At 63.2% G+C, this 26,469-nt stretch carries 24 protein-coding genes and 3 pseudogenes; 21 read left to right on the top strand and 6 right to left on the bottom strand.

The window, feature by feature from the left end:
• Window positions 1-14: 14 nt before the first annotated feature.
• A complete protein-coding gene (locus tag J6497_RS09220; RefSeq protein WP_225703985.1) occupies window positions 15-1,556 on the bottom strand; it encodes a winged helix-turn-helix domain-containing tetratricopeptide repeat protein in 1,542 nt (513 codons plus the stop codon).
• 157 nt (window positions 1,557-1,713) lie between these two features.
• Between J6497_RS09220 and J6497_RS09215 the strand changes: the two are divergent.
• The 4 genes and pseudogenes from J6497_RS09215 to J6497_RS09200 form a co-directional block, all read left to right on the top strand.
• Window positions 1,714-2,761 (top strand): annotated as a pseudogene (locus tag J6497_RS09215) (alpha/beta fold hydrolase).
• 17 nt (window positions 2,762-2,778) lie between these two features.
• Window positions 2,779-3,282: a cytochrome P460 family protein gene (locus tag J6497_RS09210; RefSeq protein ID WP_376708184.1), complete on the top strand. Its 504-nt coding sequence runs from the start codon at window positions 2,779-2,781 to the stop codon at window positions 3,280-3,282.
• Window positions 3,283-3,352: 70 nt separating this feature from the next.
• A complete protein-coding gene (locus tag J6497_RS09205) occupies window positions 3,353-3,733 on the top strand; it encodes an ArsC family reductase (RefSeq protein WP_376708183.1) in 381 nt (126 codons plus the stop codon).
• An 81-nt stretch (window positions 3,734-3,814) separates the two neighbouring features.
• A pseudogene (locus tag J6497_RS09200) lies at window positions 3,815-4,081 on the top strand (sigma factor); the annotation flags it as partial.
• Here the strand turns inward: J6497_RS09200 and J6497_RS09195 are convergent.
• Both J6497_RS09195 and J6497_RS09190 read right to left on the bottom strand, forming a co-directional pair.
• Window positions 4,017-4,151 carry a hypothetical protein gene (locus J6497_RS09195; RefSeq protein ID WP_376708188.1) on the bottom strand — a complete coding sequence of 45 codons (135 nt, stop codon included), beginning with the start codon at window positions 4,149-4,151 and terminating at the stop codon, window positions 4,017-4,019. The pseudogene J6497_RS09200 and the gene J6497_RS09195 sit on opposite strands and share 65 nt — an antisense overlap.
• A 123-nt stretch (window positions 4,152-4,274) precedes the next feature.
• Window positions 4,275-4,877 (bottom strand): PAS domain-containing protein, encoded by a 603-nt coding sequence (locus J6497_RS09190; protein ID WP_225703932.1) that lies wholly within the window; start codon window positions 4,875-4,877, stop codon window positions 4,275-4,277.
• Window positions 4,878-5,212: 335 nt separating this feature from the next.
• Between J6497_RS09190 and J6497_RS09185 the strand changes: the two genes are divergently transcribed.
• The 7 genes from J6497_RS09185 (at window position 5,213) to J6497_RS09155 (ending at window position 11,730) form a co-directional block, all read left to right on the top strand.
• Entirely contained in the window at window positions 5,213-5,968 is a 756-nt protein-coding gene (locus tag J6497_RS09185; protein WP_225703931.1) for an ABC transporter ATP-binding protein, read from the top strand.
• Window positions 5,961-6,707 carry an ABC transporter ATP-binding protein gene (locus J6497_RS09180; protein ID WP_225703930.1) on the top strand — a complete coding sequence of 249 codons (747 nt, stop codon included), beginning with the start codon at window positions 5,961-5,963 and terminating at the stop codon, window positions 6,705-6,707. The genes J6497_RS09185 and J6497_RS09180 overlap by 8 nt, the downstream gene beginning before the upstream one ends.
• Before the next feature lie 40 nt (window positions 6,708-6,747).
• Entirely contained in the window at window positions 6,748-7,968 is a 1,221-nt protein-coding gene (locus J6497_RS09175; protein WP_225703929.1) for an ABC transporter substrate-binding protein, read from the top strand.
• A 68-nt stretch (window positions 7,969-8,036) separates the two neighbouring features.
• Entirely contained in the window at window positions 8,037-8,900 is an 864-nt protein-coding gene (locus tag J6497_RS09170) for a branched-chain amino acid ABC transporter permease (protein ID WP_225703928.1), read from the top strand.
• 1 nt (window position 8,901) lies between these two features.
• Window positions 8,902-9,870, top strand: coding sequence for a branched-chain amino acid ABC transporter permease (locus tag J6497_RS09165; RefSeq protein ID WP_225703927.1), 969 nt, complete (start codon window positions 8,902-8,904; stop codon window positions 9,868-9,870).
• 201 nt (window positions 9,871-10,071) lie between these two features.
• The gene (locus tag J6497_RS09160) at window positions 10,072-10,716 is read left to right on the top strand and encodes a DUF47 domain-containing protein (protein ID WP_225703926.1); all 645 of its coding nucleotides are present in this window, start codon (window positions 10,072-10,074) and stop codon (window positions 10,714-10,716) included.
• Between the two features lie 9 nt (window positions 10,717-10,725).
• Entirely contained in the window at window positions 10,726-11,730 is a 1,005-nt protein-coding gene (locus tag J6497_RS09155) for an inorganic phosphate transporter (protein ID WP_225703925.1), read from the top strand.
• A 5-nt stretch (window positions 11,731-11,735) separates the two neighbouring features.
• Here the strand turns inward: J6497_RS09155 and sugE are convergent, their stop codons facing one another.
• On the bottom strand, window positions 11,736-12,050 hold the full coding sequence (gene sugE, locus J6497_RS09150) for a quaternary ammonium compound efflux SMR transporter SugE (RefSeq protein ID WP_225703924.1): 315 nt from the start codon (window positions 12,048-12,050) through the stop codon (window positions 11,736-11,738).
• A gap of 153 nt (window positions 12,051-12,203) precedes the next feature.
• Between sugE and J6497_RS09145 the strand changes: the two genes are divergently transcribed.
• The 6 genes from J6497_RS09145 to J6497_RS09120 all read left to right on the top strand — a co-directional run bounded on the left by J6497_RS09145 (window position 12,204) and on the right by J6497_RS09120 (window position 20,308).
• Complete coding sequence (locus J6497_RS09145) at window positions 12,204-13,823, top strand: peptide chain release factor 3 (protein WP_225703923.1); 1,620 nt, start codon at window positions 12,204-12,206, stop codon at window positions 13,821-13,823.
• A gap of 229 nt (window positions 13,824-14,052) precedes the next feature.
• The gene (locus J6497_RS09140) at window positions 14,053-14,658 is read left to right on the top strand and encodes a UCP034077 family protein (protein WP_225703922.1); all 606 of its coding nucleotides are present in this window, start codon (window positions 14,053-14,055) and stop codon (window positions 14,656-14,658) included.
• A 395-nt stretch (window positions 14,659-15,053) separates the two neighbouring features.
• Entirely contained in the window at window positions 15,054-15,638 is a 585-nt protein-coding gene (locus J6497_RS09135) for an NnrU family protein (RefSeq protein ID WP_225703921.1), read from the top strand.
• A gap of 1 nt (window position 15,639) precedes the next feature.
• Window positions 15,640-16,461, top strand: coding sequence for a 3-methyl-2-oxobutanoate hydroxymethyltransferase (gene panB / locus J6497_RS09130; protein WP_225703920.1), 822 nt, complete (start codon window positions 15,640-15,642; stop codon window positions 16,459-16,461).
• Between the two features lie 3 nt (window positions 16,462-16,464).
• Complete coding sequence (locus J6497_RS09125) at window positions 16,465-18,069, top strand: class I adenylate-forming enzyme family protein (RefSeq protein ID WP_225703919.1); 1,605 nt, start codon at window positions 16,465-16,467, stop codon at window positions 18,067-18,069.
• A gap of 1,903 nt (window positions 18,070-19,972) precedes the next feature.
• Entirely contained in the window at window positions 19,973-20,308 is a 336-nt protein-coding gene (locus tag J6497_RS09120) for a hypothetical protein (protein WP_225703918.1), read from the top strand.
• A 21-nt stretch (window positions 20,309-20,329) separates the two neighbouring features.
• On the opposite strand, the gene J6497_RS09115 is transcribed toward J6497_RS09120, so the two are convergent.
• Entirely contained in the window at window positions 20,330-20,752 is a 423-nt protein-coding gene (locus tag J6497_RS09115; RefSeq protein WP_225703917.1) for an ester cyclase, read from the bottom strand.
• Window positions 20,753-20,965: 213 nt separating this feature from the next.
• On the opposite strand from J6497_RS09115, the gene J6497_RS09110 reads away from it, so the two are divergent.
• The 4 genes and pseudogenes from J6497_RS09110 to J6497_RS09095 all read left to right on the top strand — a co-directional run bounded on the left by J6497_RS09110 (window position 20,966) and on the right by J6497_RS09095 (window position 25,101).
• Window positions 20,966-21,619 (top strand): tetratricopeptide repeat protein, encoded by a 654-nt coding sequence (locus J6497_RS09110; protein ID WP_225703916.1) that lies wholly within the window; start codon window positions 20,966-20,968, stop codon window positions 21,617-21,619.
• Window positions 21,620-21,641: 22 nt separating this feature from the next.
• Window positions 21,642-22,235 carry a hypothetical protein gene (locus J6497_RS09105; protein ID WP_225703915.1) on the top strand — a complete coding sequence of 198 codons (594 nt, stop codon included), beginning with the start codon at window positions 21,642-21,644 and terminating at the stop codon, window positions 22,233-22,235.
• 244 nt (window positions 22,236-22,479) lie between these two features.
• A complete protein-coding gene (gene der / locus J6497_RS09100) occupies window positions 22,480-23,859 on the top strand; it encodes a ribosome biogenesis GTPase Der (RefSeq protein WP_225703914.1) in 1,380 nt (459 codons plus the stop codon).
• Window positions 23,856-25,101: pseudogene (locus tag J6497_RS09095) on the top strand (TCR/Tet family MFS transporter). The gene der and the pseudogene J6497_RS09095 overlap by 4 nt, the downstream one beginning before the upstream one ends.
• A 74-nt stretch (window positions 25,102-25,175) precedes the next feature.
• Here J6497_RS09095 and J6497_RS09090 read toward each other — a convergent pair.
• Window positions 25,176-26,414 (bottom strand): ABC transporter substrate-binding protein, encoded by a 1,239-nt coding sequence (locus J6497_RS09090; RefSeq protein WP_225703913.1) that lies wholly within the window; start codon window positions 26,412-26,414, stop codon window positions 25,176-25,178.
• Window positions 26,415-26,469: the final 55 nt, after the last annotated feature.

Below are 26,469 nucleotides of genomic sequence, written 5' to 3'. Positions count from 1 at the left end.
GTGGCGAAGGCGCGTCATTCCGGCACGCCGGCGGCCCGAAGCGCCTCGGCATAGGTCCGCGCCATCGGCTCGACCGGGAAGGGGATTCGCGACAGGAAGCCCGCGATCGAAAAGTCCGGCTCGACCTTCAACAATTCCCGCGCGACCTGTGCCGCGCGGTCTTGCTCGCCGGTCTTCACCAGCGCCACGGCCAGGACGCGCAACGCCACCGCGAAGCGGCGGTTCTGCGCCAGCGCCTTTTCCGCCCAGATGATCGCCTCAGAGAAATCTTCGTCCAGGATCGCGCAGATCGCGAGCGCTCCGGAGGCGAACCAGCCGCGCGGGTCGCGCGGATTGAGCCGCTGCGCCCGCTCGATCATGGCGCGGCCAGCGCCCTGATTGCCGCGCATCGCCTCGATCCAACCGCCGAGCGTCAACGCCATCGCGGAATTCGGGTTGATCGCAAGCGAGCGGTTGAACAATTCGCGTGCCGGCTCGATTTCATCGGCCATGTTCCAGATCGCGAACGCCGCCATCCACAGCACCTGCGCATCGTTCGGCGCGAGCTCGACCGCGCGCCAGGCCAGCGTGACGGCCTTGCTGCGATATGCCTCGTCCGGCCCGAGCCAGCCCTGGAAATGGCATAGTGCATGGCAATAAGCGGAAGCCGCCATCGCCGGCGCGTAGGCGGGATCGATCGCCAGCGCCTGGTCGAGGCAGTCGATCGCCGCCGCAATGCTCTCGGCGGTGAACTCGTAACGAAGACTGTAGGCGCGCAGCAGCAGGTCGTAGGCGTCGAGCTCGCTCGGCGGAGCGGGCCGGCGGCGCTCGGCTTCGGCGAGATGCAGCGTCGGCTCGATCGCAGCGACAACGCTTTCGGTGATGCGGTCCTGCAGGTCGAACACCTCGCGCGCGTCGCCGTCGAAGCGATCGGCCCAGAGATGGGCGGCCGACGTCGCGTCGATGAGCTGGCCGCTGATCCGCATGCGATCGCCGCCGCGGCGAACGCTGCCTTCCAGCACATAGCCGACGCCGAGCTCGCGGCCGACCTGGCGGATATCAACCGCCTTGCCCTTGTAGGTGAAGGAGGAGTTTCGCGCGATCACGGCAAGCCCGCTGCAGCGCGACAGCGCCGTGATGATGTCCTCGGCGATTCCGTCGGCGAAATACTCCTGCTCGGGATCGCCGCTCATATTGGTGAACGGGAGCACCGCGATCGACGGGCCCTCGAAGGCGGCAACGGGCGGGCTTGTACTCTCATTGGCCGCCTGCTCGCGGACCTCGCCGACGAAACGAATGCCCTTGCGCGGGAGCGTGCGGATCAGCCGCTGCTCGTCGCCATTGTCGCCGATCGCCGCGCGAGCGGCGTTCAGCCGGCTGCTCAGCGTCGCCTCCGAGACGATCCGCCCGCGCCAGACGGCGGCGAGCAGGTCATCGCGGCTGACGACACGATCGCGTGAACGGATCAGGAATTCCAGAAGATCGAACACCTGCGGCTCGACGGCGACAAGGTTATCGCTCCGGCGCAACTCGCGGCGGTCGGTATCCAGAACGAAGTCGTTGAAATGATAAAGCAAATTCCAAGGCCTGCCGGCTGTCACGGGAGTCGCGGCGAACCTAGCACAAGGCGGCTGAGGCAAAAATCAAAGCCGTCTGAAGGATAAATCCAACTAATCTCCAAGCGGCCATAGCCGAGAAAGGGCAATAGGTCGCCAGTTCGAACCGGAGATCGCCATGTCCCACGATGTCAGCCAGAGCCGCCGCCGTTTCTTCGGCGTTGCCGCCGGAACCTTCGCCGCCGCCCAGCTCGGCCTGATCGGATCCGCCCATGCGCAGGGCGCCAAGAAGGCGACGCTGCCCGCGGCACGGGCGGGCGCGCATACCTCGTTCGGCCCGTTGAAGCAGATCGACGCCGGCCTGCTCAATGTCGGCTACGCCGAAGCGGGACCTGCTGGTGGTCCGGTGGTGATCCTGCTGCACGGCTGGCCTTACGACATCTACAGCTATGTCGATGTCGCGCCGCTCCTGGCGTCTGCCGGCTATCGTGTGATCATTCCTTACCTGCGCGGCTACGGCACCACGCGTTTCCTCTCTGACGCGACATTGCCGAAACGGCGAGCCGGCGGCGCTCGCGGCCGACATCGTCGCGTTGATGGATGCGCTCAAGATCGAGAAGGCGACGCTTGCCGGTTACGACTGGGGCGCGCGCACGGCGAACATCGTCGCCGCTCTCTGGCCGGAGCGCTGCAAGACGATGGTCTCCGTCAGCGGCTACCTGATCGGCAGCCAGGAGGCCGGCAAGATGCCGCTGCCGCCGAAGGCTGAGCTGCAATGGTGGTACCAGTTCTATTTCGCCACCGAGCGCGGACAGCAAGGTTACGACAAGTACCAGCACGATTTTGCCAAGCTGATCTGGCAGCTGGCTTCGCCAAAGTGGAATTTTGACGACGCCACCTTCAAGCGCAGCGCTGATGCCTTCGACAACCCGGATCACGTCAGGATTGTCATCCATAACTACCGCTGGCGGCTTGGGCTCGCCGAAGGCGAAGCAAAATACGATGATCTGGAGAAGAAGCTCGCGACATTCCCTGTTATCACTGTGCCGACCATCACCATGGAAGGCGACGCCAACGGCGCGCCGCATCCCGAACCGAGCGCCTACGCCAAGAAATTCTCGGGCAAGTACGAGCACCGCCTGATCACCGGCGGCATCGGCCACAACCTGCCGCAAGAGGCCCCACAGGCCTTTGCACAGGCGGTCATCGATGTCGACAACGGCTGATCGCGGGGTTCGAACAGATGCGACAGAATCTGAAATGGGCCTTGGCGGCCCTCATGGTGACGTTCGCTGGGACTGCGGCGCCATTCGCCAGGAGCCTTGCCGATGATGGGGCGTCGCCGATCTTCGGCGTCAGGATTCCCGAAGGCTATCGCGACTGGAAGCTGATCGCCGTCGGGCAGGAGGTCGCTCTCGATGAACTCCGGGGCGTCCTCGGCAATGGCACCGCGGTCAAGGCCAGTCAGGGCGGCGCGCTGCCGTTTCCGGACGGCACGGTCTTCGTCAAGCTGGCCTGGAAGCATGTCCCGGTCGAAGGTCTCGATGGCGCCTTCATCACCGGCTCTCCCACCACCGTTCAGGTCATGGTCAAGGATTCCGCCAAATACGCCACGACTGGCGGCTGGGGCTTTGGCCGGTTCGTCGATGGCAAGCCCGTGGACGAGGCCCAGCACAAGACCTGCTTCGCCTGCCACGAAGCCCACGCGAAGGACCACGATTACGTCTTCACGCGATACGGACGCTGAGAATTCACAGGAGGCGTGGTCCACGATCTGGCGCAACATCCGTTGCGAAGCTATTTTCTTCTCGCAACGCATGCGAGGAATAGCCTTGAGCATCACCATCTACGGCATCAAGAACTGCGACACCATGAAGAAGGCGCGCGCGTGGCTCGATGGCCATGGCGTCGCCTATGATTTCCACGACTACAAGACGGCCGGCATCGCCAAGGATAGGCTCAAGCAATGGAGCGACGAGGTCGGCTGGGAGACTCTGCTCAACCGGGCTGGCACCACGTTCAAGAAATTGCCCGATGTCGACAAGGAAGGACTGAACGAGCGCAAGGCGCTGGCGCTGATGGCGGCGCAGCCGTCGATGATCAAGCGACCGGTGCTCGATCTCGGCGGCAAACTGCTGGTCGGCTTCAAGGAAGATATCTACGCCAGGGAAGTGAAATCGCGCGGCCGCAAGGGGTAGGGCGCCGATAGATTTTCGGGAACCTCTGCGCCTCAGCCGCATCTAACACTCGTGTCCGCCACAACCGAGGGCGAGACTGCCATGCAAGGGGCCACTACATCCAACACGGTGCCGGCTGCTGCCGGTGACGCCGAACTCGTCAAGCGCGCACTGGCCCGTGACGAGGCGGCCGTTCGCGCCATCATCAAGGCCAACAACCGCAGGCTCTATCGGCTGGCCCGCGGCATCCTACACAACGACGGCGAGGCCGAGGACGTCGTCCAGTAAACCTATGTCCGGGCGTTCACGCATCTTGCCGATTTCCGCGGCGAGTCCAGCCTTTCAACCTGGTTGTCGCGGATCGCGATGACGCCTCGAAAGTGGGCCGCTCGGGCGGTCTCAATTCCAAGACCAGCACTGTGATGAGCACGGCAAACACACCGTCGGAGAACGCACTCAGTCGCTCCGGTGTCGCTCTACGTAGCACGGTCGCGCCCTCCGATTTCGCGAAGGGGCGAGGTTTGCAGGGCAAGCTATTTGCGTCAATCGGCCGGCGGGCGCACTATTCGAATTCGAGCTCGTCGCCGGCTGCGATGCGGCCGGGCGCGCGATGGAAGAGATCGCGATCGATGACTGCGCGCAGCTTTGGCACTGGCAGCTTGTCTGCGCCGCGCATCAGGTTCTTGATCTCGAAATGGCCGTCCTCGCAGATCGTCTTCAGCGAGGCGATGATGCGGGTGATCTTACCCTCCTCACTGAACGGCAGCAGCAGCCGCTCATAGGCCACCAGCCGTCCATAGATGTCGTCGATATGGGCGATCGTGTAGACCGGCAGGCCGCGCGCGATGCATTCGTAGTAGACCGGCATCACGATCGGCGCGATGCGCGGGCCCAGATAGTCGTCGAGAGCGCGGCCCTTTCCGGTGTGGCCGTAGGCGTGCGCCATCCGCGTGCCCTCGCTTTCGATCGTCAATCGCGGTGGCTGTTGCTTTGCCTCGACCGTGTAGTGGACGAGGTCCAGCCTCTCATCATCCAGTCGCTCCGGCTCATACTCCTCGACGCGCGGCGTCGATTGGTCACGGGCGTACAGCCTGAGCCAGGCGTTCAGCAGATCGCGCTGCCGGATCGATTTCACGATCGATGAATTGACGCTCTCAAATTCCAAGGTCGAAAATCCGTCCCAGGACCAATGGCCTGAGCATCGGTTTGACGCGGAAATATTCTATGAAGGCTTGGCTGCGCAGCAAAATACCGTTAATGGCGGCTTTCCGAAGCGACAAGTCGGGTGTGGTTGCAATTCGACTATCGGAGCAGACGGAACCGACGAGGGTGCGTCCTCGATGCCCAGCTTTCCGCCTTGCCTAACCCCTGTCGCATCGGCATATTCCGCCGCCGGGGGCGGCGGTCCGGGATTGGTTTCCGGGGTCGCGGAAAACCAGCCGGATCAGGAAGAAACTTGGCCACGCGCGAAAACCGCGGTGAGGCCGACGGGGAAATTGTTTGGCCGACGAGTTCATTCTCGAGACCCACGGATTAACCAAGGAATTCGCGGGTTTCTTCGCCGTACGCGACGTTGCGTTGAAAATACGTCGCGGCAGCATCCATGCCTTGATCGGGCCCAACGGGGCCGGCAAGACGACGTGCTTCAATCTCCTGACAAAATTCCTAAAACCGTCCGCGGGCCGGATTACATATAAGGGACAGGACATCACGGCGATGCCGCCGGCCGATGTCGCGCGTCTCGGATTGGTGCGATCGTTTCAGATCTCGGCCGTTTTTCCACATTTGACGGCGCTGGAGAATGTCCGCGTCGCCTTGCAGCGCCAGCACGGCAATTCCTTTGATTTCTGGCGTTCCAAAAGCGTGCTCGACCGCTACAACGCGCGTGCGCTGGAGCTGCTTGACGATGTCGGCTTGAGCGAGTTCGCCAACATTCCCGCCGTTGAGATGCCCTATGGCCGCAAACGCGCCCTTGAGATTGCAACGACGATTGCGCTCGACCCGGAGATGATGTTGCTGGACGAGCCGATGGCCGGCATGGGTCATGAGGACATCGACAAGATCGCCGCCTTGATCAAGCGCATCTCCGCGAAATACACCATCTTGATGGTCGAACATAACCTCTCGGTTGTGGCGAACCTCTCCGACATCATCACCGTGTTGACGCGAGGGCAGGTGCTCGCGGAGGGCCACTATGCCGACCTCTCCAAGGACGAGCGCGTGAAAGAAGCCTATCTGGGAGCCGGTCATGCCTGAGTTGAAAATGGCCCAAGCGCCAGCCGCCAAGCCGGCGGCGGCGCCGGTGCTGGCCGTCCAGGACCTCCAGGCCTGGTATGGCGAATCCCACATCCTTCATGGCATCAATTTCAACGTAAACGCCGGCGAAGTGGTCACGCTGCTCGGGCGCAACGGCGCCGGCAAGACGACCACGCTGAAATCGGTGATGGGAATCATCGGTAAGCGCTCCGGTTCGATTCGCTTCGAGAACCAGGAGATCATCCGCGCGTCCTCCGACAGGATCGCGCGGATGGGCATCGCGTTCTGTCCGGAGGAACGCGGCATTTTCTCAAGCCTGGACGTGCGCGAAAACCTGCTGCTGCCGCCGACGGTGCGCGCAGGGGGCCTGTCGCTCGACCAGATCTTCGATCTGTTTCCGAACCTGAAGGAGCGCCTCACCAGCCAGGGCACCAAGCTGTCCGGCGGTGAGCAGCAGATGCTCGCGATCGCGCGCATCCTGCGCACCGGCGCACGTTTCCTGATGCTGGATGAACCGACCGAGGGCCTCGCGCCCGTCATCATCCAGCAGATCGGCCACACCATTGCGCGGCTCAAATCGGAGGGCTTCACCATTCTGCTGGTCGAGCAGAATTTCCGTTTCGCATCGACGGTTGCGGACCGCTACTACATTGTCGAGCATGGCAAGGTGATCGACGGTTTTGCCAATTCGGAGCTCTCCGCCAACATGGACAAGCTCCATACTTATCTCGGCGTCTGAGATTGCCGACATCAAGAAAAGCAAGAAGGACAACAGTCATATGAAGAACAGGATTTCGGCGCTGCTGCTCGGCACCGCCATGACGCTTGCCTCGGCTGGCCTCGCGCTTGCCCAGGACAAGACCGTCAAGATCGGTGCGCTCTCCGACCAGTCCGGGCTTTATTCCGACCTCGGCGGACCCGGCTCGACGCTCGCGGCGCAGATGGCTGTTGAGGACTCCGGACTGCTCGCAAAAGGCTGGAAGATCGACGTCATCTCCGGCGACCACCAGAACAAGCCCGACATCGGCTCGACCATCGCGCGGCAGTGGTTCGACGTTGACAAGGTGGACGTTATTGTCGATGTGCCGAATTCCGGCGTGGCGCTCGCCGTCAACAACGTCATCAAGGAGAAGAACGGCGTCTACATCAACTCGGGCGCGGCGACCTCGGACCTGACCAACGCCCAGTGTACGCCGAACACGGTGCATTGGACCTACGACACCTACATGCTGGCGCATTCCACCGGGCAGGCGCTGGTGAAGTCCGGCGGCGACAGCTGGTTCTTCCTCACCGCCGACTACGCCTTCGGCGCCGCGCTGGAGCGCGACACCACGGCCGTCATCACCGCCAACGGCGGCAAGGTGCTGGGTAGCGTGAAGCATCCGCTCAACACCTCGGACTTCTCGTCCTTCCTGCTGCAGGCGCAATCGTCCAAGGCCAAGATCATCGGCCTTGCGAACGCCGGCGGCGACACCACCAACTCGATCAAGCAGGCTGCTGAGTTCGGCATCGTCTCGGGCGGCCAGAAGCTCGCGGCGCTTCTGTTGTTTCTCACCGATGTCAAGGCGATCGGCCTCGATACCGCGCAGGGCCTGAACTTCACCGAGACCTTCTACTGGGACATGAACGACAAGACCCGCGCCTTCTCCAAGCGGTTCGGGGAGCGGTCGAAGAACCATGCCATGCCGTCCATGGTGCAGGCCGGGGTCTATGCGGGGCTGCGTCACTACTTCAAGGCGCTCGAGGCGCTCGGCGGCAATCCGCATGACGGCGTCAAGGTCGTGGAGAAGATGAAGTCGATGCCGACCGAGGATGATCTGTTCGGCAAGGGCGAGATCCAGCCGAACGGCCGCGCGATCCATCCGGCCTATCTGTTCGAGGTGAAGAAGCCCTCGGAATCCAAGGGTCCGTGGGATTTCTACAAGCTGGTCGCCACCGTTCCGGCCGACCAGGCGTTCACGCCGCTTTCCGAAAGCAAGTGCGCGCTGCTCAAGAAGTAACTATCATCGCCCGCCGGCGGTAAGGCCGGTGGGCTCCATTCGGGGGGAAGGGGAGCGAAGGCCAAGCGATGCAGGCTCTCTACGCACAGCTACTGGTGGGACTGATCAACGGCTCGTTTTACGCGCTGCTCAGCCTCGGGCTTGCCGTGATCTTCGGCATGCTCAACATCATCAATTTTGCCCATGGCGCGCTCTACATGATGGGCGCCTTCTGCGCCTATTTCCTGCTCAACATCGCCGGCATCAACTATTGGTGGGCGCTGATCATCGCGCCCATCGTGGTCGGCATCTTCGGCATGATCCTGGAACGGACCATGCTGCAATGGCTGTCCGGGCTCGACCATGTCTACGGCCTGCTGCTCACCTTCGGCATCGCGCTGATCATCCAGGGCGTCTTCCAGAACTATTTCGGCTCCTCCGGCCTGCCGTATCAAATCCCTGATGCGCTCCGGGGCGGCATGAATCTCGGCTTCATGTTCTTACCCGTCTATCGCGGCTGGGTGGTCGTGTTCTCGCTGGTGATATGCGTGGCCACCTGGTTCCTGATCGAGAAGACGCAGCTTGGCGCCTACCTGCGCGCCGCGACCGAGAATCCGACGCTGGTGCGGGCCTTCGGCATCAACGTGCCCAGGATGATCACGCTCACCTACGGCCTCGGCGTCGGGCTTGCGGCGCTCGCGGGCGTGCTGTCGGCGCCGATCAACCAGGTGCGGCCGCTGATGGGCGCCGACCTGATCATCGTCGTGTTCGCGGTGGTGGTGATCGGCGGCATGGGATCGATCATGGGATCGGTCATCACCGGTTTTGCGCTCGGCGTGATCGAGGGGCTGACCAAGTATTTCTACCCCGAGGCTTCCAACACCGTCGTGTTCGTCCTGATGGTGCTGGTCCTGCTTGTGAAGCCGACGGGACTGACCGGACGGGCGGCCTGATATGTCAGCACTCACCGACGATACCCTGCCGGTCACGCCGCGCGCCATGCGCGACGAGATGGTCGCCTTCGCTCTGATGGCTGTGCTGCTGGCCGTCGTGCCGCTCACCGGCATCTATCCGTTCTTCGTGATGCAGGCGCTGTGCTTTGCGCTGCTCGCCTGCGCCTTCAACCTGCTGGTCGGCTATGGCGGCCTGCTTTCGTTCGGCCATGCGATGTTCCTGGGGACGGCCGGGTACGTCTCAGCGCATGCGCTGAAGGTGTGGGCGCTGCCGCCGGAGCTCGGCATCATCATCGGCACGGCCGCTTCCTTCGGGCTTGCCATCATCACCGGTTACGTCTCGATCCGCCGGCAGGGCATCTATTTCTCGATGATTACGCTGGCGCTGTCCCAGCTTCTCTACTTCATCTACCTGCAGGCGCCGTTCACCCATGGTGAAGACGGCATCCAGGGCATTCCGCAGGGCCATCTGTTCGGCCTCTTCGACCTCTCCAAGCCGACAGTGCTGTATTACGTCGTGCTCGCCGGCTTCCTCGGCGGCTTCCTGCTGATCTACCGCACCATCAACTCGCCCTTCGGCGAGGTGCTGAAATCGATCCGCGAGAACGAGCCGCGCGCGATCTCGCTCGGCTACAAGACCGACCAGTACAAGCTGCTCGCCTTCATCCTCTCCGGCACGCTGGCGGGCTTTGCCGGCTCGCTCAAGGTGTTCGTGGCTCAGAACGCCTCGCTGACCGACGTGCACTGGTCGATGTCGGGCGAAATCGTGCTGATGACGCTGGTCGGCGGCCTCGGCACCATTTTCGGTCCCGTGGTCGGCGCCTTCATCATCATCGCCATGCAGCAGTATCTGGCCGGTTACGGCCAGTGGGTGACGGTGATCCAGGGCGTCATCTTCGTCGCCTGCGTGCTGACATTCCGCCGCGGCATCATCGGCGAGCTCGCGCGTTTGCTCAGGCGGTCGCTGTAGGACTATCGGCCGGCCCGCTCGATTGGAGCCCAACGCAATCCCGTTGCGTTGGGCCTTTGAAGGCATCGAGGCCCACTTTCTACAAAGCGGTGGATGACCCGGTTCCGTCGGCGGGCGGCTGGCCACGCTTGCACAGAATGTTATATGACAGTTTTGTGACAGGTGGCGGAGCGGTCGCTCCGGAACGATGGATTTGACCCTATGCTGCGCTGGTTTCGAGCCTTTTTGCCCAGGGAGGAGCGGTTTTTCGACCTGTTCGCCCGGCACGCCAAGACCGCCGTCCAGTGCGCGATGGCGTTGCAGGACGTGCTGAAGGGTGGGGACGAGACGCCGGTCCACTGTCAGCGCGTCAACCAGTTCGAGAACGACGCCGACAACATCACCCGCGAGGTTCTGACCGCCGTCCGCCGCACCTTCATCACCCCGTTCGACCGCGGTGATATCACCAACCTTATCACTTCCATGGACGACGCCGTCGACCAGATGCAGCAGACCGCCAAGGCGGTGGTGCTGTTCGAGGTGCGCACGTTCGAGCCGCCGATGCGCGAGATGGGTACGCTGATCGTGGAATGCGCCAATCTGGTTGGGCGCGCGCTGCCGCTCCTGCGGTCGATCGGCAGCAACGTCTCGATGCTGACGCAGATCACTGAGGAACTCACCAAGCTCGAGGGCCGGGTCGACGATCTCCACGACATTGGGCTGAAGGAGCTTTACCTCAAGCATCGCGACGCCAACACGATGGATTTCATCGTCGGCGCCGAGATCTACGATCACCTCGAAAAGGTCGCTGACCGCTTCGACGACGTCGCCAACGAGATCAATTCGATCGTGATCGAGCAAGTGTAGGGCAGGGACGTGGACGCCACGTTTGGTCTGCCGGTCCTGGTGATCCTGATCGCGGTCGCCCTGTTGTTCGATTTCCTGAACGGCCTGCACGACGCCGCGAATTCGATCGCGACCATCGTCTCGACTCGCGTGCTGCGGCCGCATTTCGCGGTGTTCTGGGCGGCATTCTTCAACTTCGTCGCGTTCACCATATTCGGACTGCACGTCGCCAACACCATCGGCACCGGAATCATCGAGCCCGAGGTCGTCGATGCCACCGTGATCTTCGCCGCACTCGTCGGCGCCATCGTCTGGAACGTAGTCACCTGGGCGCTCGGCATTCCCTCGTCGAGCTCGCATGCGCTGATCGGCGGCCTGGTCGGCGGCGGCATGGCGAAGGCGGGGCTCTCGGCGGCGGTGTGGAGCGGTCTCTCCAAGACGCTGCTTGCGATCGTGCTGTCGCCGCTGATCGGATTCCTGCTGGCGCTGGTCTTGGTCGCGATCGTGTCCTGGCTGTCGGTGCGCTCGACGCCGTTCGCGGTCGACCGCGCCTTCCGCATCCTGCAATTCGCCTCCGCCTCGCTCTATTCGCTCGGCCATGGCGGCAATGACGCGCAGAAGACCATGGGCATCATCGGCGTGCTGCTCTATTCGCAGGGGCATCTCGGCGAAGAGTTTCACATTCCGTTTTGGGTGGTGCTGGCCTGCCAGGCGGCGATGGCGCTGGGCACCCTGATGGGCGGCTGGCGCATCGTCCGCACCATGGGCCTGCGCATCACCAAGCTGACGCCGATGCAGGGCTTTTGCGCGGAGACCGGCGGCGCGGCCACCCTGTTCATGGCGACCTTTCTCGGGGTTCCCGTTTCCACCACCCACACCATCACCGGCGCCATCGTCGGCGTCGGTGCGGCGCGCCGGGTCTCGGCGGTGCGCTGGAACGTCGCAAGCTCGATCGTCTATGCCTGGGTCATCACCATTCCGGCCGCCGCCACGGTTGCGGCCGTGACCTATTGGGCGGTTCTGGTGCTGCGTTGATCCGATCAGGTTACCAGCTTGAGGCCGATGATGCCCGCCACGATCAGTCCGATGCTCGAAAGCCGAAGCGCTGTGGCCGGTTCGCCGAACAGGACGATGCCGAGCATTGCCGTTCCCACCGCCCCGATGCCGGTCCACACCGCATAGGCGGTTCCGATCGGGAGCGTCTTCAGCGCCAGCCCGAGCAGGACGATGCTGCTGGCCATGCTCAGAAGCGTCAGCACCGATGGAACGAGCCGCGTGAAACCTTCGGTATATTTGAGCCCGATCGCCCAACCGATCTCCATCAGACCGGCGACGAACAGGATGGTCCAGGCCATGACGACCCTCCGAATAAGGCAGGGTCGTCCCCGCGGCTGACATGGTGAACAGGAAGGTCGTCCTTCCGTGCGCCCATGTGGGGCTGGCCTTGGCGTTCTGCAATCACCATATGGGCTTGATTGACACTGGTTTCCCTGCCAAACGCTCCCGCCATGTCCGACCTTGCCCTGACAGCCGAATCGCCGTCCCGTTCCGCGCTTGCCGAAGAAGTGGCGCGGCGGCGCACGTTTGCGATCATCTCCCACCCGGACGCCGGCAAGACCACCCTGACCGAAAAGCTGCTGCTGTTCGGCGGCGCCATCAATCTCGCCGGCCAGGTCAAGGCCAAGGGCGAACAGCGGAACACGCGTTCCGACTGGATGAAGATCGAGCGCGAGCGCGGCATCTCGGTGGTCACCTCGGTGATGACCTTCGAGTTCCAGGGCCATGTGTTCAACCTTCTGGACACGCCGGGCCATGAGGACTTTTCGGAAGACACGTATCGTACGCTGACCGCGGTCGATTCCGCCGTCATGGTGATCGACGCCGCCAAGGGCATCGAGGCGCGCACGCGCAAGCTGTTCGAAGTTTGCCGCCTGCGGGACATCCCGATCATCACCTTCATCAACAAGATGGACCGCGAGAGCCGCGACACCTTCGATCTCTTGGACGAGATCGAAAAGACGCTGGCGCTCGACACCACGCCGATGACCTGGCCGGTCGGCCGCGGCCGCGATTTCATGGGCACCTATGATATCAGGAACGGCGGCGTGCGCCTCCTCGAAGGCGGCGGCGCCAAGACGGGGCAGGCCGAGCAGATCGACATCGCCGATCTCGCCAGCCGCAATCCCAATCTCGATGTCGCCGAGATCAAGGACGAGCTCGCGCTGGTGTCGGAGGCCTGCAAGCCGTTCGAGCTCGATGCCTTCCGCGAGGGACATCTGACGCCGGTCTATTTCGGCAGCGCGCTGCGCAATTTCGGCGTCGGCGATCTCCTGGAAGGGCTCGGGCAATTCGCGCCGGCGCCGCGCGCGCAGGATTCCGATCTGCGCAAGGTGGAAGCTGCAGAGCCGCGAATGAGCGCCTTTGTCTTCAAGATCCAGGCCAACATGGATCCGAACCACCGCGACCGCATCGCATTCGCGCGGCTCTGCTCGGGCAAGCTCAGCCGCGGCATGAAGGCGAAGCTGGTGCGCACCGGCAAGAACATGAGCCTGTCGAGCCCGCAATTCTTCTTCGCCCAGGACCGCTCGGTGGCAGACGAAGCCTTTGCCGGCGACGTCGTCGGCATTCCCAACCACGGCACGCTGCGGATCGGCGATACGCTCACCGAAGGCGAGGATTTGACGTTCGTCGGCGTGCCGAGCTTCGCGCCGGAAATCGTCCGTCGCGTACGGCTGACGGACGCGATGAAGGCGAAGAAGCTGAAGGAAGCCTTGCAGCAGATGTCGGAGGAGGGCGTCGTGCAGGTGTTCCGCCCGCGCGACGGCGCGCCGGCGCTGGTCGGCGTGGTCGGCCCGCTGCAGCTCGATGTCTTGAAGGCGCGGCTCGATGCGGAATATTCGCTGCCGGTCGAGTTCGAGGTGTCGGAATTCCAGCTCGCGCGCTGGATCTCCTCCGACGACCGCAAGAAGCTCGATGCGTTCATCGCTTCCAACAGTTCCGGTATCGCCGACGATGTCGACGGCGATCCCGTGTTCATGGCCAGGAACGAATTCTATCTCGGCTACACCCAGGAGCGCGCCGAGGGCATCACCTTCTCCAACGTCAAGGACGTCAAGCGGAAGGGGTAAGGGCCGCTTGCTGCGGCAGTCATCCCCCGCGAAGGCGGGGGATCCAGTACGCGGTGGCCTCTCGGTGTGACACGACCGTCTCCGGAATACTGGATCGCCCGATCAAGTCGGGCGATGACCGCAGTGCGGGCGGAACCTCCGAACGCAAGGAAGTGAACGTTCGCCAGCTTGATAGCCCCGATTGCTGCCCTCATTTTTGTGATGGCGGCATCCAAAGGGTCTCTGCTTCATGCTGCGACGCGTCATGATCTGCCTCGCATTCATCGCGCTCGGAATTTCTGGAAGCCACGCTGCGGAGCGTCGGCAGCAGACCAATCCGGTGCCGTTCGCGCATACGCCCTGCAGCGTGCTGGACGAGGGCCCCTGCACGCCGTCCTATTGCAGCGTGCTCAACCATGGGCCGTGCATACCAGAGATGGACTATCCCTATGGCCAGAACCTGCAGGTCACGATCCTGACCGTGCCGCCGCAGAACCAGGCCGAGAAATACAAGAAGCCCGATCACGATCTCGATAACATTGGCGATCTCTTCGCGGCGCTGCGTTCCTGCTGGACTCCGCCGCCGGCCGACGACGCGCGCGAGGGCATGCAGATGTCGGTCCGTTTCAGCTTCAAGCGCTCCGGCGAAATGATCGCGACGCCCCGCATGACCTTTGCCACTGCTGGCGTTCCCGCAGATACCCGCACCATCTACCTGAACGCGATCGACGCATCGCTGAAGGCCTGCCTGCCGCTCAAATTCAGCAACGGCCTCGGCGGCGCGCTCGCCGGCCGTCCGATTGCCATCCGCTATGTCGACAATCGCGAATTGAGCAAGCAGGCGGAAAAGCCGTAGCTCCCGTGCGGCGTCATTCCGTGGCGCGGGCAAAGTTCGCGAACGGCAATTTGAAGGATCCAGCTTTATCTGCGATGGACACTGCGCTCCCTCTCCCGCTTGCGCCGCTTGCGGAGGAGGGCCGGGGAGGGGGCTCTCTCCACGGCGGGACTCTTCGTGCGGAGAGAGCCCACCCGGCGCGGAGCCTGTACTCGGACGGCGCGAAGCGCCGATCCGGGTGCGCCGACCTCTCCCGCAAGCAAGCGGGAGAGGTGACTCTCAAGACCGCTGCGCGACCTCCCTCGAAAGCAGGAGGTAATGTCGACGGCGCGATACCGCCTGACGCATTGCACAACCTGCCTCTAAGATGATACGCGAAGCTCAATAAATTTGCACCACGCCGAGGGAGGGTGATCGTGGGACTGCTGGTGATGATCCTGGGACTGGTCCTGTTCTTCGCCGTCCATACGCTCACGACCCAGCGCGACTTGCGCGCGCGGTTCACCGATGCGATGGGCGAGGGTGGCTACAAGGTCGCCTATTCCCTGGTTTCCGCGGTCGGGCTCGCGCTGATCATCTGGGGATTTGCCCGTTATCGCGCGACGGGTTGGATCGATGTCTGGTACCCGCCGACGTTTCTGAAGCACATCACCATCGCGCTGATGCTGCCGGCGGTGATCCTGGTGGTGGCCTCCTACATCCGCGGCCGCATCTACACGACGCTGAAACATCCGATGCTCGCCGGCATCAAATTATGGGCCGCGGCGCATCTGCTCGCCAATGGCGATCTCGGCTCGATCATCCTGTTCGGCTCGTTCCTGGCCTGGGCGGTGTTTGACCGCATCTCACTGAAACATCGCGCCGACGCCGGCGGCCCGCCGATTCCGGTCGGCGGCGCCGGCAATGATGCGATCGCGGTCGCCGTTGGCGCCATCGCCTATGTCGCACTGGCCTTCGCGTTCCATCCGGTCGTGATTGGCGTCCCCGTCGTTGGAGCTTAAAATGTCCGTGCAATCAGCCATCAAGCGCAAGACCGCACCCGATATCCTCGCCCGCAAGAACGGCGAGCCGATCGTGATGCTGACCTCGTATCATGCGCACACGGCCGCGCTGGTCGACCGCTACTGCGACGTCATCCTGGTCGGCGACTCCCTTGGCAACGTCATGCATGGGCTCGAGACCACCGTGCCGGTCACGCTGGAGATGATGATCCTGCAGGGACGCGCGGTGATGCGCGGCTCGCAGCGCGCGCTCGTGGTGGTGGACATGCCGTTCGGCTCCTATGAGGCGTCAAAGGAGCAGGCGTTTCATTCCGCGGTGCGGATTTTGAAGGAAACGGAGTGCGGCGCGGTGAAGCTCGAGGGCGGCGCGCGCATGGCCGAGACGGTGGCATTCCTGACCGAGCGCGGCATTCCCGTGATGGGCCATATCGGGCTGACGCCGCAGTCGATCAACACGCTCGGCTCGTTCCGTGCGCAGGGGCGCGACGAGAGGAATTGGGCGCCGATCGAGAGCGACGCCAAGGCGATTGCGGAAGCCGGCGCCTTCTCGGTCGTGATCGAGGCGGTGGCCGAGCCGCTGGCGCGCAAGATCACGCAAGAGATCGCCATTCCCACCATCGGCATCGGTGCGAGCGCCGCCTGCGATGGCCAGGTTCTGGTGCTCGAGGACATGCTCGGGCTGTCGCCGCGCACGCCGAAATTCGTTCGTCGCTACGGCAATCTCGGCCCCTCGATCGAAGCCGCCATCGAGGGCTATGCCGCCGACGTCCGCTCGCGCAAATTCCCTGGGCCAGAGCATGTCTACGAGATGAAGAAGAGCTAGCCGATGGACTGGTCAGGGCATTCGATTCCGGACATGCGGCTCGAAGCGCGCTTCGGCGATCGCGTCGTACCGGTGTTTTGCGAGCGGTCAAAGAGCATCTGGGCGATGATAGCGGAGGCTGCCGCCAACAACCCTGACGGCGAGGCGCTGATTTGCGGCGACAGGCGGATGACCTGGCGCCAGGTCGTGCAGCAATCCGCGCAGGTTGCGGCCGGATTGCAGAAGCTCGGCTTGCGCGCCGGCGATCGTGTTGCGGTGCTGCTCGGCAATCGCATCGAATTCGTGCTGACGATGTTCGCAGCCGCGCATGCGGGCCTCGTCACCGTGCTGCTATCGACGCGGCAGCAGAAGCCGGAGATCGCTTATGTCCTCAGTGACTGCGGCGCCAAGCTTTTGATCCACGAGGCGACGCTTGCCCAGCGCGTGCCCGACGCGGCCGACGTCCCCGACCTGAAGCATCGGATTTCGGTCAGCGACGATAGCGCATCGCAATTCGCCGCGCTGCTTGACAATGCGCCATCAGAGGCGCCCGCCGTGGTCGGCGAAGAGGATACGGCGATGATCCTCTACACGTCCGGCACCACGGGGAAGCCGAAAGGCGCGCTTCTCGCCCATTGCAACATCGTCCATTCGTCGATGGTGTTCGTGTCCACCCTGAAACTCACGGCGGCGGATCGCTCGATCGCGGCGGTGCCGCTGGCGCATGTCACCGGTGCGGTCGCCAATATCACGACCATGGCGTGCTGCGCCGGCGCGCTGATCATCATGCCCGAGTTCAAGGCAGCGGAATATCTGAAGGTCGCCTCCCGCGAGCGCGTCACCTACACGGTGATGGTGCCGGCGATGTACAATCTCTGTCTGCTGCAGCCGGATTTCGACAGCTACGATCTCTCGAACTGGCGCATCGGCGGCTTCGGCGGCGCGCCGATGCCGGTCGCGACGATCGAGCGATTGAACGCGAAAATTCCCGGGCTGAAGCTCGCGAATTGTTACGGCGCCACTGAGACCACATCACCCTCGACGCTGATGCCCGGCGAGTTGACCACCGCGCATATCGACAGCGTCGGCCTGCCGTGCCCCGGCGCCGAAATCATCGTGATGGACAGCAATCACCGCGAGTTGCCGCGCGGCGAGATTGGCGAGATCTGGATCCGTAGTGGCTCGGTCATCAAGGGCTACTGGAACAATCCGAACGCGACCGCGGAGAGCTTCACCGCAGGCTTCTGGCACTCCGGCGATCTCGGCTCGATCGACGCGTACGATTTCGTCCGGGTGTTCGACCGCGCAAAGGACATGATCAACCGCGGTGGCCTGAAGATCTATTCGGCCGAGGTTGAGTCGGTGCTGGCAGGCCATCCCGCGGTCGTGGAGAGCGCGATCATCGCAAAGCCCTGTCCGGTGCTGGGCGAGCGCGTGCATGCGGTGGTCGTTACCCGTGACGACGTCGGCGCCGAAATTTTGCGTGCCTGGTGCGCCGAGCGGCTATCCGATTATAAGGTGCCGGAGACGATGGCGATCACACGCGACCCGCTGCCGCGCAACGCCAACGGCAAGGTGATCAAGCGGCAGTTGCGCGAGGTCCTCGCAAGCATGACAGCGCCGGCGTGAGGCGGGGAGCCTCCTAGAGCATGATGCCACTTGGTTGAATCGGCGTGTCCGCGAGCTCGCTTCACCTCCCCCGCAAGCGGGAGAGGGAGCGCAGCATGCATCGGGGAGGCAACCCGATCTAATCTCATCATGCTCTAGCCTCGTGAGGCAGAAAATGCCGACCTTGGCTGATGCGTACGTGGAATCCAGATGCCGGCCGAAGGTGTCATCGCAGTTGCGCTACTTCCTCGAACAGGCTTTTATGGGGTATACTCCTTGCCTACCGTCCGACGTCCGATCAGCTGGGCGCTAGGTCGAGGCAAGCGCGCCCGGCGCCACCGCTATTTAATTACTCTACAGGACCGACGGCATTTCCCGTCACCTTCAAGGTTCAATCGAATTTCTTGAGCGAGTGCGATGTCAAACGCCATGCAGCATATCGTCGACGTCTACGTGCGGCTGAACGACCGTGAGGGACTCGAGGACGTCCTGTTCGCTTGAACGCTGACAATGGACCAGAGATTGCGGCAGCGGCCGCTTAACGACTGATAGCCAGGATTCAACGCCATGGAAGAATGCGATCTTCTCATTGCGCTGCTCCGCATAAGCCACGACTTGGCAACTCGTCACGGGCAGGTCGTCCGCCTCAGGGCAGAACTAGACCGACTGTCTCGGCCGACCACCCTGCCAGCAATCGAGATGTCAGAAGCGATTTCCCGCCGTCGGAGAGCGGACGAACGCGACTTCCCGACGCCAACCGATTCCCTCGCAACATTTCGCCCGAGCGTGGACGCCGCACTGAAGCGGCGCACCAAGTGATATTGGCCAGCTGCGGCGCAAAATCGGGGATTTACGCCTGGGCGTCGCCCCGACCATGGGGTTGATGGGGGCGAGCACTCAGCCACCGATCAATTGGAGGCTGTGTTGCTTTGCAATGTCGCGGCTGCGTAGCGGATTTAATATTGATATTATTATGCTGATTTAATATTGCTATTATTATCACGAAATGTTAATTAATTAAATCGCGGGCCGAGGAGATTAATACTCATGTTTTCTTGGATGTCGAAATTCACACGCTTTGGGTCTCTCAAAAGCGTTCTTGGCGGACTGGCTGTGTTAGGGATCGCGACCACCACCGGTTACGTCGTCAACGGAGGTGGCAGCCCTACCAATTGGACCGATGGTGGCGTCCATGGCGCTCCTGGTGTCGTCCAGGGCGCTCCGGGGCCTGTCGCTGGCGCTGGACTTCCTCTTGCTCTTATTGCAGTCGGGTATGGCGTCTATCGTCTCGTAAGGCGTCGTCACAAATCGCACTGACAACTCCATCGCCCCGCTGGAACACAGCTGACCTAAGGGCAAACGGCAAGCGCACGGCGTGACCATCCCACGCTTTGCGAGAGAAGCCGACGCTCTGCCCTTAGCGACAGGCGTGGCCCTCACCCGTGCACGCCTTGAAGGCCTGGGAATTCACGTTAGATTTGGCGTGGGGGTATCCTGAAAGGGAGCCCATTCAATGACACCACGTTTTGTTTTCATCGCTTTTTCAATAGCATTCATTTTGGCCGCGACTTTTGCGGCGCTCACAACGGCCAAGCAGATCCATAGCTATCAGGCCACTATTGCGGGACGGGCCATCTAAGCCGGATGGGGGACTCGACTGGTACTACGACGCATTCGGTCGCGTGGAGCGCCACTTGCCGTCGTGGCCCGGTCGAACTGCACCGCACCGTGACGAAGTTGCCGCAAGAGCATCACCGGGGCCTGGCGCGGAACGGACAAACAATCTGTCCGTTACCTTGAGGGGCGGCGTATCCGGAAAGGATGTCACGCCATGAGAGCTCCCAGTGTAGTCGCCCTGCTCGCGATCATACTCGGCGTTATCGCGCTTTCGCCGGCGCAATCGAGAGCGCAAGGGGCGGTCGAATTGAGCAACGGCACAAAAGTGCCGCAGAATCCATCGCTACCGAAACTCAATCTCACAAACCAGCAGCGCGAGAACATTCGCAAGGCCGTGCTGACCGAGCAGAACGAGGTCCAATTTCGGCTGGCGGCCACCAAATCCGCTAAGGACTTCACCCCAACTATCGGCGCGAAACTACCAAAAGGCGTGAAGGCGCAATCGCTGCCAACACCGGTTCTTTCGCAAATACCCGAATTGCGGGACTACATGTACGTGAAAATGAAAGACCAGGTGCTGATCGTGAATGGCATGACCAACAAGATTGTCGACATGTTCTCCGAGACGCAGCCGCCCTCTTAGCCTCATTGGAGTGCTGTCATTTCATTGCGCAGCGTCTTGCTGCTGGTTAATGGAAAATCGAAGCTGGGCTTCGATGGCCGGCTTGTCGATTACCGACCAAACCTCCACGATTTTGGCTTCTCGAAATTCATAGATGACGTTCTCGGTGAAAGAGACCTGCTTCCCGTCGATCTTGAGACCGAGAAACTCTCCCGTCGGCGTGCAGTCAAAGAGCAGCCGGCTCGACACGTAAGGCGGATCCGAGATCAAGAGCTGGATATTGAAGGAGAGGTCCGGGATCTGGCGAAAGTCATTCTCCAGCATCTCGCGATAACCCGATAATCCGATCTGCCGACCATTGTGGCGTACATCGTGGTGCACGAACCGCCCCAGGCTCTTCCAGTCCTGCGCGTTCAGACAGATGATGTAGCCTCGATAAACCTTGGAGAGATGTTGCGGCGTCACGACGGCCTCCTTCTGCGCACAGACATCTGGGGGCAATCGGTTCCTACGCTATCCCCGAAGAGGGCAGGCAACCTTCCACCGTTAACGCTTTGATCTGCCTCGCTTTGCCTTGCCACCGCCATATCATTAGGGTAACGCCGCCGCGATGTGGGGATCGGGCGCGCCTGCCGCGCCGGCGTTTTGCTTCGCCCTTCGGGGATGGGATAGCCTTAAGTGTCTGAATTATTTAATGAAGTCGACGAGGAACTGCGTCGCGAACAGCTCAAGAAGCTGTGGGACAAGTATTCCCTTCTGATCATTGCGCTCGCGATTCTGATCGTCGCCGGGGTGGGCGGCTGGCGCGGCTACGAATACCTCCAGGGCCAGAAGGCAGCCGAGGCGGGGGCTGCCTTCGACCGGGCCGTCGAGCTTTCCGAACAGAACAAGCACACCGAGGCGGAGGCCGCGTTCGCTGATCTGGCCGCCAAGGCGCCGGCCGGCTACCGCATGCTGGCGCGGCTGCGTCTGGCTGCCGAGGTCGCAAACCGCAATCCGCAGGCGGCCGCAAAGATGTATGACGAGATCGCAGCCGACCGCAGCGTTGGTGTGGCGGAGCAGGATCTGGCGCGGATTCGCGCCGCGCAATTGCTGCTGGAAAGCACAACCTATCAGAACATGCTGCAGCGGCTCGAGCCCGCCACGGCAGCGAACTCGACCTTCCGTCACACGGCGCGCGAGTTGTTGGCATTGTCGGCCTACCGCGCCAATGATGCGGCCGCGGCGCGGCAGTGGCTCGACCTGATCGCCAACGATGCCGAGACGCCGCCGAGCCTGCGTTCGCGTGCCGAGGCGTTGCAGGCCCTGCTGCCGCCGGTCGCCAAGAGCTAACGAGTTGAGTGAGGGATCGCCCATGCGCCGCTCGCAACGCCTGATCGCAGCCACTGTGGCCATCGCGCTTTGCAGCGTGCTGGCCGGCTGCGGGGGCGGCGGCTTGTCCAGTTTCGATCCGTCGGACCTGCTCGACTTTCTGGACACCAAGAAGAAGCTGCCGGGCGAGCGCAAGCCGGTGTTCCCCGATGGCGTGCCGGGCTTAGAGCAGGGGGTGCCGAAGGAATTGTACAAGGGCTCGCGGCAAGAGCAGATCGATGAGCAGAACGCGCAGGCTGCCGCCGCTGCTGCTGCTCCGCCACCCGAGCCTCCGCCGGAGCAGGCGAAGTCGAAGCGGTCGGCCACGGGCAAGGGCAGGGCCGCCACCACCAGCACGGCACCTGCGGCCGAGCCGGCCGCCGCCGAATCCGACGCCGCGCCGTCCGAGGAGGGCGCGGCCGCAGCGCTGCCACCGGAGCCGAAGCCGAAGAGGATGGTGCGCAAGCGCACCACCGCGCCGCCGCCCGATCAGACGGCTCAACCGGCCGCTCAACCTGCACCTGCACCTGCACAGCCCACACAGCAATCCGCTGCGCCATTCCCGGCCCCGTTGCCGAGCGGCGGTTTTACGCGTTAGGTGTGATGACCTTTCGCGTCAGGTCAGCCCCGATTTCACCTCGCCCCGCTTGCGTGGAGAGGTCGGAATTCAAGCGCAGCTTGAATTCCCGGTGAGGGGGCCTCCACGAATTCGGCGCCTACCGTATTCGCGGAGACAGCCCCTCACCCCAACCCTCTCCCCGCAAGAGCGGGGAGAGGGAGACCACCTAGTTCCTGCTAGACTTCGTTGACACGCATTTCCGCGAACAGCGCTTTGATGATCCATGTCCTTCACGATCGCCATCATCGGCCGGCCCAATGTCGGAAAATCGACGCTGTTCAACCGGCTGATCGGGCAGAAGCTCGCGCTGGTCGATGACGAGCCCGGCGTAACGCGCGACCGCCGCGAGGGGCAGGCGCGGCTCGGCGATCTCGAATTCACCATCATCGATACCGCAGGTCTCGACGAGGGCGCCAAGGGCTCGCTGACCGCGCGCATGCAGGAGCAGACGGAAATCGCGATCGGCCTTGCCGACGCGCTGATGTTCGTGATCGACGCGCGGGTCGGGGTGACGCCGACCGACCGCGCCTTCGCCGATTTCGCCCGCCGCGCCAACAAGCCGGTGGTGCTCATCGCCAACAAGGCCGAGGGCAAGCATGGCGAGCTTGGCGCGATGGAATCCTATGCGCTGGGGCTCGGCGATCCCGTCCAGATCTCCGCCGAGCACGGTGAGGGCATGGGCGAGCTCTACGACGCGCTGAGCGCGTTGATGCCCGAGCGTACCGAAGACGAAGGCGCCGAAGATGAGGAGCCGGAATCGGATGAGGACGTCGGCCAGCGCCCGATCCGCGTCGCCATTATTGGCCGCCCGAATGCCGGCAAGTCGACCCTGATCAATCACCTCGTCGGTGAGGAGCGCCTGTTGACCAGCCCGGAAGCCGGCACCACGCGGGACTCCATCGCGGTCGAAATCAAGTGGCAGGGCCGCGACTTCCGCCTGTTCGATACCGCGGGCTTGCGGCGGCGGTCGCGGATCGAGGAGAAGCTGGAAAAGCTCTCGGTTGCGGATGCGCTGCGCGCGGTGCGCTTCGCCGAAGTCGTCGTGCTGATGATGGACACGCAGAACAAGTTCGAGGAGCAGGACCTGCGCATCGCCGATCTGGTCGAGCGCGAGGGCCGCGCGATCGTGCTCGCGGTCAACAAATGGGACCTGGTCGAGCGCAAGCCGAACCTGATTTCGGCCTTGCGCGCCGATGCCGATCATTGGCTGCCGCAGGTGAAGGGCGTGCCGATTGTCGCGGTGTCCGGGCTGACGGGCGAGGGCGTCGATCGCCTGATGAAGGCGATCGAGGAGGCCTATGCCACCTGGAACAAGCGCGTTTCGACCGCCGCGCTCAACCGCTGGTTCGAGCAGGCGATCGCGGCCAACCCGCCGCCTGCCGTCTCCGGCCGCCGGTTGAAGCTGAACTACATCACCCAGAACAAGGCGCGGCCGCCGAGCTTCGTGCTGTTCTGCTCGCGCGCCGACGCCGTGCCGCAATCCTATTTGCGCTATCTCACCAACTCGCTGCGCGAAACCTTCGACCTGCCGGGCACGCCGGTGCGCATCACGCTGCGCGAAAAGGCCAACCCCTTCGCCCACAAGCGCAAGCGCCTGTCATGAGCGAAGAGGCGGCCGCCATCGTCGACGCACCGCAAAGGCGCAGCGGCGCCGCGATCTTCATCTTCGGCACCGTCCTGCTCGACATGCTGGCGCTCGGCATCGTCATTCCGATCCTGCCGAAACTGATCGAGGGCTTCGTCGACAACGATACGGCGAGCGCGGCGCGGATCTTTGGGCTGTTCGGCACCGCCTGGGCGGTTGATGCAGCTCTTCTTCTCGCCGATCCTCGGCGGATTGTCCGATAGGTTCGGGCGCCGTCCGGTGGTGCTGCTGTCGAACTTCGGCCTCGCCGCGGACTATGTGCTGATGGCTGCGGCGCCGTCGCTGGTCTGGCTGTTTATCGGCCGCGTGATTTCGGGCATCACCTCGGCGAGCGTCTCGACCGCCTTTGCCTATATCACCGACGTCACCGCGCCGGAGCGGCGCGCCACGATGTTCGGCAAGATCGGCGTCGCCTTCGGTGCTGGTTTCATCCTGGGGCCGGCGCTCGGTGGTCTGCTCGGCGGCATCGATCCGCGATTGCCGTTCTGGGTCGCTGCCGGCCTGAGCTTTGCCAACGGGCTCTATGGTCTCTTGATCCTGCCGGAGTCGCTGCCGCGCGAGCGGCGCTCGCCATTCCGCTGGAAGAGCGCCAATCCGATCGGCGCGCTGCATCTGCTCGGCTCGGACCGCGTGCTCGCAGGGCTCTCGCTGGCGAACTTCTTCGCCCAGCTCGCGCACGTCGTGCTGCCCTCGACCTACGTGCTCTATGCGACCTATCGCTACGGCTGGGACACCGCGACCGTCGGCGCAACGCTTGCGCTGGTCGGCCTCTGCCAGATGATCGTGCAGGGCGCGGCGATCGGACCGATCGTGAGCCGCTTCGGCGAGCGGCGGGCGCTGCTGTTCGGGCTCGCCTGCGGGGCGGTCGGCTTCCTGATCTTCGCGAGCGCCCCGACGGGGACATTGTCCTGGTTCGGCATTCCCGTGATGGCGCTATGGGGTGTCGCGGGCGCGGCGGTCCAGGCGTTGATGACCCAGCTCGTCGCGCCCGAGCAGCAGGGCCAGCTCCAGGGCGCCACCAACAGCGTGCAGAGCGTGTCCCAGCTCGTCGGACCGTTCCTGTTCACGCTGACCTTCGCCTATTTCATCGGCGCGAGCGCGCCGTTCAAACTGCCGGGCGCGCCGTTCTTCCTCGCAGCAGCGCTGCTGTTATTGGCGCTCGCGGTGGCGTCGCTGACGTTAAGAAGCAGGGCGGGTTAGCGTAGCGTAGCCCGCCATCTGCTTGCGAGAGAAAAGGTGGGTTACGCCTTGCGGCTAACCCACCCTACGGACTCTTACTTCTTCACCAGCGGGCATTCGCTGGCTTCCAGCGGCTTGGCCGCGTCTTCCGGCGGGATGGTGGCGACCAGCTTGTAATAGTCCCACGGATATTTGGACTCTTCCGGCTTCTTCACCTCGAACAGATAGGCCGGGATGATGCGGCGGCCGTCGGCGCGCAGCGGGCCCTTGCCGAACAGGGGATCGTCGGTCGGCAGTTCCTTCATCTTGGCAACGGTCTTGGCGCCATCATGCGTGTTGCCGCCCATCGCGTCGAGCACCTTGAGGTAATGCAGCACGGCGGCGTAATTGCCGGCGACCGTCATCGACGGCATCATGCCCTTCGGCGACACCTTGGCGAAACGCTTCGACCATTCGCGGGTCTTGTCGTTCATGTCCCAGTAGAAGGATTCCGTAAACGTCAGGCCCTGCGCCGTCTTCAGGCCGAGCGAATGCACGTCGGTGATGAAGAGCAAGAGCGCTGCGAGCTTCTGGCCGCCGGCGACGATGCCGAATTCCGATGCCTGCTTGATCGAGTTGGTGGTGTCGCCGCCGGCGTTCGCAAGCCCGACCACCTTTGCCTTCGACGACTGCGCCTGCAGCAGGAACGAAGAGAAGTCCGATGTATTGAGCGGATGCTTCACGCCGCCCAGCACCTTGCCGCCATTGGCTAAGACGACCGCGGCCGTGTCGCGCTCCAGCGCATGGCCGAAGGCATAGTCGGAGGTCAGGAAGAACCAGCTATTGCCGCCGGCCTTGGTCAGCGCCTTGCCGGTGCCGTTGGCGAGCATGTAGGTGTCGTAGGTGTAGGAGATCGTGTTCGGCGTGCAGGCCTTGCCGGTGAGATCGGCGGTGGCCGCACCCGAGTTGAGCAGCACCGCGTTCTTCTCTTTGACGAGGTTGCTGACTGCCAGCGCGACGCCCGAGTTCGGCGTATCGACGATGACGTCGACCTTCTCGTTGTCGATCCATTGCCGGGCGATGTTGACGCCGACGTCCGGCTTGTTCTGGTGATCGCCGCTCAGCACCTCGATCTTCCAGCCCTTGGCGCGCAGGCCGGAATCCTCGACTGCGAGATTGACCGCGGCGACCGAGTTGGCGCCGCCGATGTCGGCGTAAAGGCTCGACATGTCGTTCAACACGCCGATCTTGACGGTTTTGTCCTGAGCCTTGTTCTGGGCGAAGGCCGGGGTCGCAAGACCCAATCCGGCACAAGCCAATAGCGCGGCGTAGCGCCGCGCGAGCGTCGTTTTCATGTGTTCCCTCCTGTTAATGCCGGCATGGCCCTCTTTCGGGGCCTTTCGCCAGCGG

It is taken from the genome of Bradyrhizobium cenepequi, assembly GCF_020329485.1.
GTDB classification, from domain to species: Bacteria; Pseudomonadota; Alphaproteobacteria; order Rhizobiales; family Xanthobacteraceae; genus Bradyrhizobium; species Bradyrhizobium cenepequi.
Note: the sequence above shows the minus strand (reverse complement) of the source record. Positions and strands in the feature narration are given on the sequence as shown.